14 protein-coding genes are annotated in these 16,974 nt (G+C 46.2%); 5 read left to right on the top strand and 9 right to left on the bottom strand.

All coding sequences use genetic code 11. From position 1 onward, the window contains the following. Positions 1–12 precede the first annotated feature (12 nt). From ACRN9H_RS03630 to trmJ, 4 genes are all read right to left on the bottom strand, one after another. Positions 13–1,227 carry an IscS subfamily cysteine desulfurase gene (locus tag ACRN9H_RS03630; protein ID WP_432312502.1) on the bottom strand — a complete coding sequence of 405 codons (1,215 nt, stop codon included), beginning with the start codon at positions 1,225–1,227 and terminating at the stop codon, positions 13–15. Positions 1,228–1,307: 80 nt separating this feature from the next. Next, the gene (iscR, locus tag ACRN9H_RS03625; RefSeq protein ID WP_432312501.1) at positions 1,308–1,769 is read right to left on the bottom strand and encodes a Fe-S cluster assembly transcriptional regulator IscR; all 462 of its coding nucleotides are present in this window, start codon (positions 1,767–1,769) and stop codon (positions 1,308–1,310) included. A gap of 387 nt (positions 1,770–2,156) precedes the next feature. After that, a complete protein-coding gene (gene cysE / locus ACRN9H_RS03620) occupies positions 2,157–2,966 on the bottom strand; it encodes a serine O-acetyltransferase (RefSeq protein WP_220773521.1) in 810 nt (269 codons plus the stop codon). A gap of 54 nt (positions 2,967–3,020) precedes the next feature. Then, positions 3,021–3,749: a tRNA (cytosine(32)/uridine(32)-2'-O)-methyltransferase TrmJ gene (trmJ, locus tag ACRN9H_RS03615; protein ID WP_432312500.1), complete on the bottom strand. Its 729-nt coding sequence runs from the start codon at positions 3,747–3,749 to the stop codon at positions 3,021–3,023. A 152-nt stretch (positions 3,750–3,901) separates the two neighbouring features. Here trmJ and suhB point away from each other — a divergent pair, with 152 nt between their 5' ends. Next, positions 3,902–4,705 carry an inositol-1-monophosphatase gene (gene suhB, locus ACRN9H_RS03610; protein ID WP_076500301.1) on the top strand — a complete coding sequence of 268 codons (804 nt, stop codon included), beginning with the start codon at positions 3,902–3,904 and terminating at the stop codon, positions 4,703–4,705. 269 nt (positions 4,706–4,974) lie between these two features. Here suhB and lolE read toward each other — a convergent pair whose 3' ends face one another. The 3 genes from lolE to ACRN9H_RS03595 form a co-directional block, all read right to left on the bottom strand. Beyond that, the gene (lolE, locus tag ACRN9H_RS03605) at positions 4,975–6,225 is read right to left on the bottom strand and encodes a lipoprotein-releasing ABC transporter permease subunit LolE (RefSeq protein ID WP_432312499.1); all 1,251 of its coding nucleotides are present in this window, start codon (positions 6,223–6,225) and stop codon (positions 4,975–4,977) included. Continuing rightward, positions 6,222–6,917, bottom strand: a complete 696-nt coding sequence (gene lolD / locus ACRN9H_RS03600) for a lipoprotein-releasing ABC transporter ATP-binding protein LolD (protein ID WP_432312498.1) — start codon at positions 6,915–6,917, stop codon at positions 6,222–6,224. The genes lolE and lolD overlap by 4 nt, the downstream gene beginning before the upstream one ends. A gap of 121 nt (positions 6,918–7,038) precedes the next feature. Next, positions 7,039–8,271 carry a lipoprotein-releasing ABC transporter permease subunit gene (locus tag ACRN9H_RS03595; protein ID WP_432312497.1) on the bottom strand — a complete coding sequence of 411 codons (1,233 nt, stop codon included), beginning with the start codon at positions 8,269–8,271 and terminating at the stop codon, positions 7,039–7,041. A gap of 94 nt (positions 8,272–8,365) precedes the next feature. Between ACRN9H_RS03595 and ACRN9H_RS03590 the strand changes: the two genes are divergently transcribed. From ACRN9H_RS03590 to hdhA, 4 genes are all read left to right on the top strand, one after another. Next, a complete protein-coding gene (locus ACRN9H_RS03590; RefSeq protein ID WP_432312496.1) occupies positions 8,366–9,001 on the top strand; it encodes a hypothetical protein in 636 nt (211 codons plus the stop codon). Between the two features lie 88 nt (positions 9,002–9,089). Next, complete coding sequence (gene mfd / locus ACRN9H_RS03585; RefSeq protein ID WP_432312532.1) at positions 9,090–12,578, top strand: transcription-repair coupling factor; 3,489 nt, start codon at positions 9,090–9,092, stop codon at positions 12,576–12,578. Further along, the gene (locus tag ACRN9H_RS03580) at positions 12,578–13,564 is read left to right on the top strand and encodes a peptidoglycan binding protein CsiV (RefSeq protein WP_432312495.1); all 987 of its coding nucleotides are present in this window, start codon (positions 12,578–12,580) and stop codon (positions 13,562–13,564) included. The genes mfd and ACRN9H_RS03580 overlap by 1 nt, the downstream gene beginning before the upstream one ends. Before the next feature lie 777 nt (positions 13,565–14,341). Continuing rightward, entirely contained in the window at positions 14,342–15,109 is a 768-nt protein-coding gene (gene hdhA, locus ACRN9H_RS03575) for a 7-alpha-hydroxysteroid dehydrogenase (protein ID WP_432312494.1), read from the top strand. Between the two features lie 88 nt (positions 15,110–15,197). Here the strand turns inward: hdhA and ycfP are convergent, their stop codons facing one another. Next, positions 15,198–15,737, bottom strand: a complete 540-nt coding sequence (ycfP, locus tag ACRN9H_RS03570) for an alpha/beta hydrolase YcfP (RefSeq protein ID WP_432312493.1) — start codon at positions 15,735–15,737, stop codon at positions 15,198–15,200. Between the two features lie 77 nt (positions 15,738–15,814). Beyond that, the gene (gene nagZ, locus ACRN9H_RS03565) at positions 15,815–16,843 is read right to left on the bottom strand and encodes a beta-N-acetylhexosaminidase (protein ID WP_432312492.1); all 1,029 of its coding nucleotides are present in this window, start codon (positions 16,841–16,843) and stop codon (positions 15,815–15,817) included. Positions 16,844–16,974 lie beyond the last annotated feature (131 nt).

Raw genomic sequence — 16,974 nt, 5'->3', positions numbered from 1 at the left:
TAAAAGCCAGAATTAATGATGTGCCCACTGAACTTGGTTCAGATCGATTCCATCTTTGAACATTTCCCACAAAGGAGACATTTCTCTTAATTTATCAATAGATTGAGTAATAACTTCGATAGCGTGATCAATTTCTTCTTCCGTTGTGAAACGGCCGAGTGAGAAACGAATTGAGCTATGTGCCATTTCATCGTTTAAGCCAAGTGCACGTAATACGTAGCTAGGCTCTAAGCTGGCTGAAGTACAAGCCGAACCCGATGAAACCGCTAAATCTTTAAGGGCCATCATTAACGATTCACCTTCAACATAGTTGAAGCTGACGTTGAGGCTACCGCAATGGCGTTGAGTCAAGTCACCGTTGATATAGGTTTCTTCGATGTGCTTAATGCCATTCCATAATTTGTCACGTAATGCACCGATACGGGCGTCGTCAGAGGCCATTTCCGCTTTTGCGATTGCAGCCGCTTCACCTAAACCGACGATTTGATGCGTTGGTAACGTACCGCTACGCATACCACGTTCATGACCACCACCGTGCATTTGCGCTTCTAAGCGAATACGTGGCTTACGGCGAACATAGAGCGCGCCAATGCCTTTAGGTCCATACATTTTATGGCCAGAAATTGAGATCAAATCCACTTTAGTGGCTTGCACATCGATAGGCACTTTGCCCGCACTTTGCGCCGCATCCATATGGAAGATAATGCCTTTTGAACGGCATAACTCACCGATGGCATCGATATCGTGGATCACGCCGATTTCATTGTTCACATGCATAATGCTGACAAGAATAGTGTCATCACGCATTGCCGCTTCTAAACGTTCCATTGGAATGATACCGTTTGGTGCAGGCTCTAAGTAAGTGACTTCGAAACCTTCGCGCTCTAATTGGCGACAGGTATCAAGCACCGCTTTATGTTCAGTCTTGCTGGTAATGATGTGCTTGCCTTTCTTATGATAGAAATGAGCCACACCTTTAATCGCTAAGTTGTTAGATTCGGTCGCGCCAGAGGTAAACACAATTTCACGGTGATCGGCGTTAATTAACTCAGCAATTTGATTGCGAGCAATATCTACCGCTTCTTCAGCTTGCCAGCCGTAACGGTGCGAACGTGAGGCGGGATTACCAAAAATGCCGTCCATTGTCATACATTGGAACATCTTTTCCGCGACTCTTGGATCAACAGGCGTGGTGGCGGCATAATCTAAATAGATAGGAAGCTTCATAACACACTCCGTACTGAGCAGTCTCTGGTAGAGGCTACATACAACGTACAAAAATTATTTTTATATATAACAAATCGTCATTACAAACTGACTCTTTGTTCCTTTTGTATACTGTCTTGCTTAAGAGAGATAAATTGCACATCTCGCTTCTGCATCAAGCCGGCAAGACTGATACCATCTAAAAAATCTGAAATTTGTTTGCTTAAATCGCCCCAAAGTGAATGGGTTAAGCAGCGAGTTCCACTCTGACAATTACCCAGTCCTTGGCAACGAGTCGCATCAACAGACTCATCTACAGCATGGACAACCATGCCGACAGAAATATCATTGGCTTCTAAGCCTAAGCGATAACCACCGCCTGGTCCTCGTACACTGGCCACTAAGCCATGTTTTCTTAGCTTAGCAAAGAGTTGTTCAAGATAGGAAAGCGAAATGCCTTGTCTTTCAGAGATATCCGCTAAGGGAACGGGTCCCGATGCTGAGTGGATTGCCACATCTAGCATAGCGGTTACTGCATAACGACCTTTTGATGTAAGTTTCATAACTACTATCATAGCTCCCGAAAAGGTATGCTTTATTTCAAACAAGTATGCATTATTTCAACATACCCGAGTAAATTAGTCAAGTATTAAACCTACTAAAACACTCAAGTATTAAGCATGCATCAATACCCTTTCATCTTGGTGGGGTATTTAACCTTTTTCCGCCCTAAGATTCAATGCTGAAAAGGCAATTTATCGACATCTAGCACGATATCCACAACGAATAAAAGCGTTTAGAAGGAGAAGCAAGCTATCGAAACTGAGCAGGACGCTAGTCAAAATCTAGTCAAACTCTCGCTAAAACTGAGTAGAATCTTAGCAAAATCCTAGCCAAGCTAGGAGTTTGATAGCTGCATTGACATCAATAATAAACGCTGACATCTCGCTTTAAACACTGGGATCAAACTCATCGCGCTTATCTGTGGCGACTTTTTCAGCATCATTGAACTCACCCATATCAAGCTCAGGCAACTTCTCTGTGCAAACATTGCCACCCAGACCTTGAATAGCTTGACACAACTCTTGCACTTTCGAGTCCATTAGATGCATGTGATCCAGCATCTGTCCTATCGCATTGGCAACCGGATCAGGGTTATCCGGTGATACTGCATAAGCATCAAAGCCGTATTTTTTTGCCATTGCGCTGCGACGTTCAGTTTTCTCTTTCGATTGCGCTGACGGTGTTGCCACCACGCGCCCAGGAATACCCACAACCGTAGTATCTTTAGGCACATCTTTCACGACAACGGAGTTAGAACCGACACGAGCACCATCATGCATCGTAATAGGACCGAGGATTTTTGCCCCCGCACCGACCACCACATTATTCGCTAACGTTGGGTGACGCTTACCGGCTTGCCATGTAGTGCCTCCAAGCGTAACACCATGATAAAGCGTGCAATCATCGCCAATTTCAGCGGTTTCACCAATCACTACGCCCATGCCATGGTCGATAAAAAATCGACGCCCTATGGTTGCGCCAGGATGAATTTCAACCCCGGTTAGCCAACGGGAAAAAGTCGATAAACAACGTGCCGTTAAGCGCCAATCGCGCTTCCAAAGCTTATGGCTTATCCGATGCAACCAAATCGCATGCATGCCTGGATAATTAACCAAGATCTCAAAGGCGCTGCGCGCCGCAGGATCACGGTGATATATAGATTCAATGTCTTCTTTTAGCCTAGCTATCACGCCCATTATTTATCCCTTTTCGGTCATGCTGTACGGTAATTATTGCTGATTAGGATTTGGCTATTTATCTTTAGAATCGGTCACTTTCTCAATTGACGTCAAAATCCCCCTAAGGATATTCATTTCTGGGCTCTCAATCCGTGCACGACTAAATAAACGACGAAGTTTCATCATCACTTGCCCAGGATGATTCTTGATGATAAAGCCGGTTGATAGCAGCGTCGTCTCAAGGTGTGCAAAGAAACGTTCCTGATCGGCTGCCAACGGATACTCTGTTGGCTCCTCCTCTATCACTTCTTTTTGTGCCAGATGGGCAACACGGGTTTCATAACAAATGATTTGTACGGCTTGCGCAAGATTGAGCGAGCTGTATTCAGGATTTGCAGGAATGGCCACATGATAAGTGCATTGTTGTAATTCTTCATTGCTTAACCCGTGGTTTTCACGGCCAAACACGATAGCAACAGGACCTTTAAGTGCCTCGGTCGCTAACTTCACGCCTGCTTCTCTTGGTTCCAACATCGGCCAATCTAAGGTGCGACTGCGCGCGCTAGTGGCAATAACCAAACTGCAATCGGCTATTGCTTCAGCGAGCGAATCGACTTTCACAAGATGTTTAAGAATATCCGATGCACCCGCGGCAAGGGCTATGGAATGCCCATCAGGTTCAACACGCGGTTCGGCAAGATACAAATTAGACAGACCCATAGTCTTCATCGCTCTGGCAGTGGAACCAATATTGCCGGGGTGCGATGTCCCCACTAAAACCACTCGAATATTACTTAGCATGGAATAACTTAATTTAATTCATAAAACGTTGGGTGCGAATATTATCACAGCCATTGCCGAATGCTTATATGAAAATCGGTATTTGATATAACTATCAAATCGAGTATAATACTGCCCGCTATTTAACGTTCTTTAACATCCAGGGGATTGCAATGCATCCAATGCTGACGATTGCTGTACGCGCTGCCCGCGCGGCCGGCCAAAATATTATGCGCGCCTATACCGAACTTGACCGTATTGAAGTGAGTTCAAAAGGTATCAACGATTTTGTTACCAGTGTAGACAAGGAAGCAGAAGCGACAATTACTTACCAGATCCGTAAATCTTACCCTGATCACACTATCGTGGGTGAAGAGAAAGGCGAAAACCGCGGTAGTAATAACGACTATGTTTGGATAGTTGACCCTCTGGATGGCACTAACAACTTTGTTAGAGGCATTCCCCACTTCGCGATTTCTATCGCTCTGCAACACAAAGGTAAAACTGAAGTTGCGGTTGTTTACGATCCCGTTCGCGAAGAACTCTTTACCGCCGTCCGTGGTAAAGGCGCAAAACTCAATGATTTCCGTCTGCGTGTGACCAACGTGAATGAACTTACCTCTACCATGATTGGTACAGGCTTCCCATTCAAGGCTCGTCAACACACTGAAACCTATATGGCTATTTTCGGCGAAGTCTTCGGCCAATGTGCTGATTTACGTCGTGCAGGTTCTGCCGCATTAGATTTAGCCTATGTTGCCGCCGGTCGTTTAGATGGTTTCTTCGAAATTGGCTTAAAGCCATGGGACATCGCAGCTGGCGATCTTATTTGCCGTGAAGCTGGCGGTACTGTGACTGATTTTACTGGCAACCATAACTATCTGGTTTCTGGCAATATCGTGGCAGGTTCACCTAAAGTGACCACAGAATTAGTTAAAATCATGCGTCCATTATTGAACGAAGGTTTAAAGCGTTAATCTCTATCAACGCTTACCTTTAGATATCGCATAGATACACACATTAAACACGAAAAAGGCCAGTGGCAGTCTCTTCTAAGAGCGCTCACTGGCCTTTTTGTTTCTATCGTTTTAATGCTAAATCATAACGCTAAATCATTATCTGGTTCGATGATAAGTACATTAGCGCAAATCAGCACTTTGATTACACGCTAACGATTACACTCTAAAAGAGTGTGCACTCAATTCTGCACTCGTCCGCGAACAGAGCAGACATTGTCTTAAATACGTTATCTACCCGCTAATGCTTGTGCTGGCGCAATTTGACTGGCCTTCCAAGCAGGATAAAGCGTCGCGATTAAGCTCATTATAAATGCCATCACAATGACTAATACCGCATCAGAGCTATGTAACTCTGACGGCAAAAAGTCGACAAAGTACACATCGGCTGACAACAGTTGAATACCCAATAACTGTTCAATTGTGCTGGCAATCACACTTAAATTCAGTGCCACACTCACGCCAATAATACCGCCAAGACCGCAACCGAGCAGACCATTTAAGGCGCCCTGCACCATAAAAATCCCCATAACGGCAACACGGCTTAAGCCCATCGTCATCAAAATCGCAATTTCAGAGGCTTTATCACGCACCGCCATCACTAAGGTGGAGACGATATTAAAGCAGGCCACACCAATCACCAGCACTAACACTAAGTACATTACAGTGCGAACTAACTGAATATCTTGATATAAATGGCCTTGGGTACGGGTCCAGTCACTGATATAAACAGACTGCTTTTGAGCATAACCCAGTTCGCGCACTTTTTCTGGCGCATCAAATACCTTATCAACGCTAATACGCACACCTGTTACGCCGCTCTGCAGATTCAAAATTTGCGCCGCGTACTGCAGTGGAATATAAGCCGTAGTCAGTTCAAGCTCGCCGCCAAGATGATAGGTACCAGACACTACAAAACGATGGCTTTTAGCCGCACGTAAACTGCCTGCGGTTTCTGGATCCATATCCTGCACATACAAAGCCAGCGTATCGCCCACCTCAAGCCCTAATTTAGTCAATAAACTCTGGCCAAGCACAATATTATTGTCATCTTGGCTCAGACTCTGCCAGCTTGCATCACTCATAAATTGTGACAGGGTTGAAACCTTTATTTCTTCTTTCGGAAAGATTCCCACCACTGCTAAGCCTTGAAACCCACCAGGCTTTTGCACTAAACCTTGCATACGGATAAAGGGCGCCGCGCCGCGAATACCCTCAATCTGTAGCGCGCCTTCGGCCACCTCTTGCCAGTTGGTAATGGGTTCATTCACCCCAACAATGTCCGCCTGTGGCACTACGCCAAGTAATCTTTGCTCTAATTCGCGCTCAAAACCATTCATTGCCGACAGAACTATGATCAATACCGCCACGCCTAAGGCAATACCCGCAGTCGATGCAAAGGAAATAAAACTAATAAAACTGTTGGCTTGGCGAGCGCGATAAAAACGCCAACCAATGGATAAGGCTAACGGGCCGTTCATACTTGGGTTTCCGCCGCTAATTGCAGAAAACCATTTTTCATCATCAATTGGCGGTCCATACGGGCAGCTAATTTATGATCATGAGTCACCACCACAAAGGCAGTTCCAAGCTGGTCGGCAAGCTCACGGATAAGCTCATACACCGCATCGCCACTATTGGCATCTAAGTTACCCGTTGGTTCATCGGCCAACACTAACTTAGGTTTATTAATCAAGGCTCTTGCAATAGCCACGCGTTGACGTTCGCCGCCCGATAACTCGGCAGGAATGTGCGTCAGGCGATGGCCAAGCCCAACGCGTTCCAGTAAGGCTTTCGCATCGGCAAGTGCCTGTTTGCGATCTTTACCTTGAATAAATGCGGGCATAGCGACGTTTTCTAACGCGGTAAATTCAGGTAACAAATGGTGGAACTGATAGATAAAACCTAAATCTTGATTACGGATTTGTGCTTGGCGCGCACTCGATACTTGATATAAATCTTCGTCTAACAGCAACACTTTACCCGCGGTTGGCTCATCCAACGTGCCCATTATATGCAGCAGCGTACTTTTACCAGAGCCTGAGCTACCGACAATCGCCAACTGCTCGCCCTTAAACACTTGCAAATCGACATTAGACAACACTTGCGTGGTCACGGCGCCATCATGGTAACTCTTACTGACACTCTGCACTTGCAGTAACACGTCTTGCATTAAAGTTCTCTCTTAAACGGATTTTGGCATCGATAAATATAAATAAAATCAATGCGTAAAATAATTTTAATCTTACTAAACCATCATGCTAAATACCGACGGTTTGCAGATGTTGGCGTAGTTACTCGTATCTCAGCGCGGTTGCTGGTTGCACATTAGCAGCGCGCAGCGCGGGATATAAAGTGGCTAATAAGGTCACCAACAAAGTGCCTACCACAATCACAGACAACTGCATAAACTCCAGTTTCACTGGCAAGCTCTGCCCTACACCTAAAATTGAAATGCCTAAAGTCGTCATAATGCTATTCAGATTCAGGGTTATAAATATGCCTACCGCGAGCCCAAGCACTAAACCAAGTACGGCATTGAGCGTGCCTTGTACCACAAAAATGCCCATCACGGCGGGAGTAGTCATGCCTTGGGTTTTCAATACCGCCACATCGGTCGTTTTATCCACCACCATCATCACTAACGCCGAGACAATATTAAAAGCCGCTACTGCCACAATCAGACTCAGCATCAGCGACATCATATTTTTTTCCATTTTGACCGCGCCAAACAAGTGGCCATAGGTGTCACGCCAGTCACTGGTTGTTGCCTTAACACCTTGTTTAGCGAGAACATCCTGTACTTTAGGCGCTAAAGCTGGCGCGCTAAAGGGATCGGCCAAATAGAGCCTTAATTGATCGATGGCATCACTGGGTTGACGCATCAGGCGTTTCGCATCTTGATAATGGATATACGCCACGCCCGCATCGACCTGCGATCCCATTTCAAAAATACCCGATACTAAAAACTTACGTTGGCTGGGCACTGGGCCTAATGGGGAGTACACCACGCCATCACCACTCAATAGCCGTATCGTATCACCCGGTGCGACTTTGAGTTGTCTTGCCAGTTCAGCGCCTAAAATCACCTTGTAATCGCCACTTTTTAGCTGTTCAAAAGCACCTGAGTAAGTGTGCTGAGCCACAGAAGATAGTTCTTGTGCTAATTCGGGAAACACGCCATAAATTTGTACCGCACGAATATTCGCCGCCGATTGCACCATGGCCTGAGTCGACACGCTCGGCGTTACACCTAGTACGCCCGGCAAAGCTTTAAGCGCACTCGCCTGCTCAGTCCAATCGACTAAGGGAACTTCGCTATAAAGCGTTAATTGCGGCACGGCCCCTAAGATGCGTTGTTTCAATTGGCCCTCAAGACCATTCATCACAGAGCTCACGACAATAAGCGCGGCAACGCCTAAAAAAATGCCCGAAACGGCAAATAAAGTAATGAACGACGCGAACGCGTTCGCTTTTCTGGCCCGCCAATAGCGGTAACCAATATAGAAAGGAAATCCTGGATTCATTGAAAGAGGGTTACGTCCTGTGTGCTGAACTTGCTAAATCATGAAGATGGGCACGATAATAGGGGTATTGGTCCTATAAATAAAGAGGCAAGACTTGTTCACTGACCCCAATCCGTATTTTAGTGTGCCTCACCACTTTACAGCCTATTTAAGCCAATGGCCTAATTCGCAGGCATTACCCTCAGAAATGGCATTAAGATCAATGCAATCCTTGGGTATTCAGCTATTAAGTGAAGTTAAAACGCTCGAGGCTAACTGCCTGCTACAACTGCGTCATTTAGACAACGACGCAAAAGCCGTGGTGGACTTTTTAAAACTACAATCACGCAAAGTAGATTTAGTACTACAACATGTATTAGAAAAAGAAACCCAAGAGGGTGAAAAATGCATTGGCAGTCAGTTCGGTGGTAGCGGCTTGAGGTTATTCACGCCCACAGCCTTAACCATTGGCACCCATTATAAAATCACCCTATTTATTCACGACGAATTAGTGGCTATTTTGTGCTTTGGTAAAGTTGTTGCAACTCACCCCATCACAGCCGTTCAATCACAGAATAATGAGCATAACATCAACGCTGAATCTACTGCCAAGCCCTGTGATACACAATGGCAAACCGATGTTGAGTTCAGTCAAATTCTCGAAGCCGATGTTGAACAGTTAGTCAAAGCCAGCCTTAACGTGCAACAGAAACAACTCAAATTACGCAAACTCTCCCGAGACGAGCGTTAATAGCCGTTGACTTTTCACTGGCACCTACGCCCTCAAGTCTCTACAATGTCGGCAACTTTTTGTGAATGAATCAGTTTATCGTACGCCAATGACTCACATATCAGCCCTAGCGCCGCCAGCCGTTAAAACTGGCACTCAAATTCAAACCTTGTCCACTGTCGGCGGGGTTTGCCAAGCTGTTACACTCGCCAGTTTAACGCGTCAACATAAGGGGACGACTCTCGTTGTCACCAGTGATACGCCAAGCGCCTTAAGCTTAGAGCTAGAGCTGAGTTATTTGCTCAGTAAAACAGGGATTAAGGTCAGATTATTCCCTGACAGAGAAACCCTGCCCTATGACAGTTTTTCGCCACATCAGGATTTGATTTCCCAACGGCTTGAAACACTGGCGCAGCTTTCTCAAATTGAACAAAATATCGTTATCGTACCTGTTACGACCTTAATGATGCGCCTACCACCTAAAGCCTATTTAAGCGCTAACGTGTTTGTGCTGAAAAAGGGCGATCGTTACAAATTACACGATGTACGCCAACATTTAACCGACACGGGCTACCATGCGGTTGAGCAAGTCTATGAACACGGTGAGTTTGCCATTCGCGGTTCGATTCTGGATATCTTCCCCACGGGGATGAATATGCCACTGCGCATCGAGTTATTCGACGAAGAAGTCGAAACCATTCGCCGTTTTGACCCAGAAACCCAACGTTCATTGCAACCTGTTGACTCCATTCGGTTATTACCCGCCAAGGAATTCCCCACCGATAGCGCAGCCATCGAAGGTTTTAGGCAAAGATACCGTCGCCGTTTTGAGGTTATCGTTAAAGAACCTGAATCAGTTTATCAGTTAGTCAGCCGCAATTTAATGCCCGCAGGGATTGAAAACTACCTGCCACTATTTTTTGATGACACCGCCACCTTATTTGATTACCTGCCAAAGGACACCCAGTTAGTCACCTTAGGGGATATTGAAAAGTCGGCGCGCGCGCATTTACAAGAAGTCGAACATCGCTATCAAGACAGACGCGTTGATCCACTGCGGCCATTGCTAGCGCCTAAAGAGCTGTATTTACTCATCGAAGAGTTATTTGCCGCCTTTAAACCGCTGCCACGTTACCAAATGCAAGTGCCTACGGCCGACTGCCCTGTCACAAGCAAAGCGGCTATTATTGCTGCCAGTCCCCTGCCCGATATCAGCGCCAACCATAAATTAAAGCAACCGCTGCTCGCGCTGCAAGATTATGCCAGCAGCGCCAAACGCATGTTATTTAGCGCCGAGTCCGAGGGCCGCCGCGAGGCGTTACTTGAGTTACTCGCGAAAATTCAGCTTAAACCTACGCTATTTAGCCATTTTGATGAATTTATTCAAAGTGATACCAAGTTAGGCCTTATCGTGTCACCGCTGTCACGCGGTTGTTTGCTGCAGATCAGCGCCAAAGATGGCATCAGTATCATTTGCGAAACTGAGCTTTTCGGCCATCGCATTTCCCAGCAGCGCCGCCGTGAAAAACAGAGACAAATTAGCAACGATGCCCTGATTAAAAACTTAGCCGAACTCAAAGTCGGCCAGCCGATAGTGCACTTAGAGCACGGCGTTGCCTTGTATAAAGGTTTAGTCACCTTAGACACGGGTGGATTGGTCGCAGAATACCTGCAATTAGAATATGCTGGCGGTGACAAACTGTATGTGCCAGTGTCTTCATTGCATCTCATCAGCCGTTACAGTGTTGGCGCCGATGAAGACGCCCACTTAAATAAACTCGGCAACGAGACGTGGGCTAAAGCCAAGAAAAAGGCGATTGAAAAAATCCGCGACGTCGCAGCCGAGCTGCTCGATGTCTATGCCCGTCGCCAAGCGCGTCCTGGCGAAAGCTGCGCAATTGACGAAGAAGAATACGCTCAATTCGCCCGCGGCTTCCCCTTCGAAGAAACCGTCGATCAAGAAAGCGCCATTATCGCCGTGTTAGCCGATATGCAATCGCCAACCGCAATGGACAGATTAGTCTGTGGCGATGTGGGCTTTGGTAAAACCGAAGTCGCCATGCGCGCCGCCTTTGTGGCCGTCAACGCCGGTAAACAAGTGGTCGTGCTGGTCCCGACCACATTGCTTGCACAGCAGCACTATGAAAACTTTAAAGACAGATTTGCCGACTGGCCTGTGGTCACCGAAGTGATGTCACGCTTTCGCACCGCCAAAGAGCAGACTCAAGTGCTGCAGCAATTGGAAGAAGGCAAAGTCGATATCGTTATCGGTACTCACAAGTTATTGCAATCTGAGGCCAAGTTTGAAAACTTAGGCCTGCTGATCATCGACGAAGAACACAGATTCGGTGTGCGTCAGAAAGAGAAAATCAAGGCACTGCGTGCCAACGTGGATATCCTAACTCTGACGGCAACGCCTATTCCACGGACCTTAAATATGGCCATGTCGGGCATGCGCGATTTATCGATTATCGCCACCCCGCCCGCCAAACGTTTAGCGGTGAAAACCTTTGTGCGAGAATCGGATCCTGCGACTGTGCGCGAGGCCATTTTGCGGGAGATTCTCCGTGGCGGCCAAGTGTATTACCTGCACAATAATGTTGAAAGTATCGAAGCATGTGCCCAAGGCATTATCGATTTACTGCCCGAAGCGCGGGTAGTCGTCGCCCACGGTCAAATGCGTGAGCGCGATCTTGAGCGGGTGATGTCTGACTTTTATCATCAAAGATTCAACGTTTTAGTCTGTACCACTATTATCGAAACCGGTATCGACGTCCCGAGTGCCAACACCATTATTATCGAGCGCGCCGATATGTTTGGTCTGGCGCAGTTACATCAATTACGTGGCCGCGTCGGGCGCTCGCACCACCAAGCCTATGCTTATTTGATGACGCCGCATCCAAAACGTATCACGCCAGATGCGCGTAAACGTTTAGAAGCGATTGGTGCCCTTGAAGATCTTGGCGCAGGCTTTATGCTGGCGACCCAAGATTTAGAGATCCGCGGCGCAGGTGAACTCTTAGGCGATGAACAGAGTGGCCATATTTCTAAAATTGGCTTTAGCTTGTACATGGAAATGCTCGAAGCTGCAGTCAAGGCCTTAAAACAAGGTAAAGAGCCATCGCTAGCGCAAATGCTGAATCAGCAATGCGAGATTGAACTGCGTATCCCCGCCCTACTGCCGGAAGCCTATGTAAGCGACGTCAATATTCGCCTATCGCTTTATAAACGCATTGCGGGCTGCGAAACACAGGCGGCGCTTGATGAGTTAAAAGTTGAATTAATTGACCGTTTTGGCTTACTACCAGAACCAACGCGCAACCTAATGGAAATGACCCTCTATAAACATGAGGCGACTCGCTTAGGGGCCACTAAAATCGAAGTACACAGCAAAGGCGGTAGCATCGAATTTAGTGATGATCACGTCATAGATCCTGTGTTTATTATTGGATTACTCCAAAGCCAGCCACAAATCTATCGAATGGAAGGACCGAATAAGTTAAAGTTCAGCTTTGCGGCCGAAACCAGTAAAGACCGCCTCGCTTTAGTGAAACTTTTGCTTGAACAATTATCGCAACATCGTCTTGGAGATAAATAGTGTTACGTAAACTCGCGGTCTCTATCGCTACACTCATTGCGCTATCACACACTCAAGTCGCCCAAGCACAAGCTTGGTTTGAGGTTGAGGTCTATGTGTTTGAACGCCAAAGTCAGTCAACTGAACAATGGCCCAATGCGCCTCTCAAGACTAAAACCGACAACGCAATAGATTTAATTTCACCCGTCGTCGCACAAGCGGTCACGCCAAGCACAAGCGCATCGGCACCTTGTACTTTGGTATTTGACGCCGATGCGAACAGCCACTGCGCTGAAACCTTAAACGGCGCGACAGATAATGCGCGCGCCACTGTGCAGTATCGCTATCCGTCAATCATTCCGTCAGAAATCAGTAGCCCAGAGCCCCGTTATGCTAGTGCCAACGGTAATCCAGTATTACTCACACGTAGCCAAGGCCAATTTGCGAGTATAATTAGCAGCATATCTCGTGAGCGTGGTACGCGTAGTCTACTGCACATGACTTGGCAACAACCCATGAGCGGTAAAAGCGGTTCAATACCCATGCGATTATTTGCTGGTAAAGATTTTTCCAGCACTTATCACTTTGATGGCAGAAAAATCGTTAAACAAAACCATACCGCGCCAACGCTGAGCGCTGAAGGGACGCCATTGTCTTCATCTGTGGTATCACCAGTTTGGGAATTAGATGGCACACTGAATATCTACTTAAGCCATTATTTGTATATTGAAACTGCCCTGAATTTACGAAAAGAAGGTCGAAAACTCATGCCCGTCATGCCAAGTGATGGAGCAGATACCAGCGCAACACTCACAACGCCAAAAGTGATGACGCCGTTTTTAATGTCGATTCCTTTAGAGCAAAATCGCCGCGTGAAGAGTGAAGAAATCCATTATTTAGATCATCCCGAAATGGGCATGGTGATCCAAATACGTAAAATGGCGCAGCCCAGTGCCCAGCAACAACCTCAAAATACCGAATCTATCCAAACGGTTGGGCAATACTGAACGAGCAAATACCAGCAAAAACATTTAAGTTAACACACTGTTTTTTATTCTTAAAACTCATGAGAAAAACAGTGTGGTTAACTTAAGACGGTACGCTGGATAAGTCGATAAGATAAATATCATCGGTTTTGCCTTCTTGTACCGTCACGATTAATGCCTCTAAATAGGGCAAATGCCTCACCACCAACATTGTATTAAGTGATTAACCGCAATATCGCCACTCCGCACCATCCATGCTGTTTTCGAAATATTGTCTTCTTGGATTAAATTAATCGAATTAAACCCGCCGTATTAAAACCATCATATTAAACATGGATTCAAGGGATAAGTGTTAAGCACGGGGTTATAGAGTAAAAACGCTATCATGCCAATCGTATTAAATTAGCAGTAAAAAAACAGCTAACTAGACTGCTGTTAGCTGTGTCGGGCGACATACGCAAAGGGATATCCATTCAATAGATAAATAGATTGAACAACCTGTATCACTTTGTTACAAGCTGTTCAGATACGCCACTCTACACAAAAGATAATTATTTTCAAGTTTTTGAAAAATAAACGATTCATTTAAATCAATATCATACTTTTTACTGAAAATTGCCCTATTACCTTTCTATCGTGTTTGTCATGCCGCACTCTGTATACTCTCAAGAGACGCCACAATATTTCTCTTAAGCTTAGATTGGCAACACGCCCAATCACCTGTTAATAAATAGTCACCAAACTCATCGATTTAGTACTTAAACATCTGATTTGGCTTCATCCTCTAAGGAGATAACCATGTATAACCCTAAAGACTTTACACTCAATGGAGACGTTGCCGTCATTACGGGCGCCGGCGCCGGCATTGGCCGCGCGATAGCAGAAACCTTTGCAGCAGCGGGCGCTGCCGTTATGGTCAGCGATCTAAAACAAGAGACGGCAAATGTCGTAGCGCAAGCCATTATTGCAAAAGGAGGTAAAGCGGTTGCAATTGACTGTGATATCACTCAGGAAGATGATCTCACTCGCCTCGTGGCACAAACCATTAGCGAGTTTGGTAAGCTCACTATTTTAGTGAGTAATGCCGGTGGCGGTGGGCCAAAGCCATTTGATATGCCAATGGCCGATTTCCGTCGCGCATTTGATTTAAACGTATTTTCTTTGTTCCGCCTCGCTCAAATTGCAGCACCAGCAATGGAACAAGCGGGGGGAGGATCCATCTTAGGGATTACCTCAATGGCAGGTGAAAATAAAAATGAACATATGGCCTCCTACGCCTCGTCCAAAGCTGCGACCAACCATTTGATCCGCAATATTGCCTTTGATCTTGGCCACAAAAATATTCGCGTGAACGGCATAGCCCCCGGAGCAACCCGCACGGCAGCGTTAGAATCCGTACTCACCGCTGAAATAGAACAACATATGTTAAAGAAAACCCCCATCCATCGACTTGGTGAGCCGCAAGATATGGCCAATGCGGCTTTATTTTTATCTTCTCCAGCGGCAAGTTGGATCAGTGGTCAAATTCTTACCGTGTCAGGCGGCGGCGTGCAGGAACTAGAATAAATCACCCGTAGGCATTGTTGAGTTGTTGAAGGGAGTTATTGGGTTTCGCACGTGGCGAGCGAAACCCAATACATTACAGAAACTGTTATTATGCGGTTTTAAATTGGCTAATTTTGGGTAAGTGTGCGGCTAATTGTGGGAACTTATGCGGCTGAACAGTATCCCACTCAATCGAATAATACGGACTCAATTCATTTGCAGAAACGGTGTTATCAGCCACCTCATCGTGCATCGACAAGATACACATGGCCTGATGACGGTTTTTCAATCTAAACCCAGACACACATTTACTCGCAATATCGGTATATTCCTCAGGGCGATCGATACAACCTTGCATGGTAATTTCTGGATGCAAATTAGGGTTGATCAACACAGATTTTAGCCCCGTTAAAAAACCAATGCGCTCAGTCCAATAGGCACCTAACCCCACTCCGACCATTAAAGGTGCGGGATCATCGCTATGCTTCATTTGCTTGGCCACTTCCTTAAGCAAATGCTGCATATCGTTCTTTGGGTGCAAAGTACTGTAACTGACTAAACGTACATCAGAGTCAATAAACTGCAACTGACGCATTTTTTCGTGATTACCTGGGCTAGTCGCATCAAATCCATGAAGATAGAAAATCATATCAGGCCTTTTAATCGTTTTTAATAACGTGAATTGACTAACCCTAGCAAAAGCATTTACTCATACCTTGCGCTACATCAAACTTTTACTTGTTGAGCTAAACAAATTTGCTCCGCAAGCTGTTTGGCATTTTCCCAGCGAGCCGTATTAGCCAGTGCTGCTGCCGTTTGTGCGGTATTAGGTTTGAGCAATCGTGCAGGATACTGCGGCTCGCTCGCCGGCCAGCTAAAGCCATCTAGAAGCGACATTACGCCTGAATTATCATTACACACCAAAATCATATCGCAACCTGCCGCTAAGGCGGCGCTTGCCCTTGCACGGTAATCGCCAGCAAAACCCGCGCCTTGCATGCCTAAATCATCGGAGAAAATCACCCCGTTAAACCCGAGCTCTTCACGCAGCACTTGTTTTAACCAGTATTGCGAAAAACCCGCAGAGTTTGGGTCGACCTTAGGGTAAACCACGTGCGCTGGCATAACGCCTAATAATTTATCTTTTGCGATCAGCTCTTTAAACGGCAAAATATCTTTTGCAAAAATAGCATCGGCATCACGCTCATCAATGGGTTTCTCGTAGTGCGAATCCGCCACTACACTGCCGTGTCCGGGGAAATGCTTACCCACGGCGCCCATGCCAGCGGCGGCTATGCCCACAATAAAGCTTTCTGCCAGGGCAATCACCTCGGCAGGCTCAGGGCTAAAACTGCGCTTGCCTATCACTTGGCTAACGCCGTTTAAGTCTAATACTGGCGCAAAACTTAAGTCGATATCGCAAGCCAATAATTCAATCGCCATTAAAAAGCCGAGTTCACAGGCCCAACGTTTTGCCAGTACCATATCGCCCTTCGCCGCGGGTAAAATGTCACCCATGGCAGGAATAAGGGTAAAGCCATCACGAAAACGTTGCACACGGCCCCCCTCGTGATCGACCGCTATCAATATCTCAGGACGAATTTGACGTATCTGTTGTACGAGGTGACACAGTTGATCGCGGCTCGAAAAATTACGAGAAAATAAAATTAAACCGCCAACCTGTGGATGACGTAACATCTCAGATTCTGCTTCACTTACGTCCAATGCGAGTAGATCTAACATTAAATAACTCATCTTTTTCCCTAATAATATTCATTTATACTCAAAAAATAGCCACTCCGTTATAAGTAGTCTACGCTCACAAAAAAGCTAAAAAAAGCGAAGCACCCACCCTTGTAGCGCCTTAAAAATCGGTATTCTCAGTC

The sequence above is a fragment of the Shewanella sp. MF08487 genome, assembly GCF_050848685.1.
Taxonomy (GTDB): domain Bacteria; phylum Pseudomonadota; class Gammaproteobacteria; order Enterobacterales; family Shewanellaceae; genus Shewanella; species Shewanella glacialipiscicola.
The sequence above is the reverse complement of the archived record's forward strand: the minus strand, read 5'-3'. Positions and strand labels throughout refer to the sequence as shown.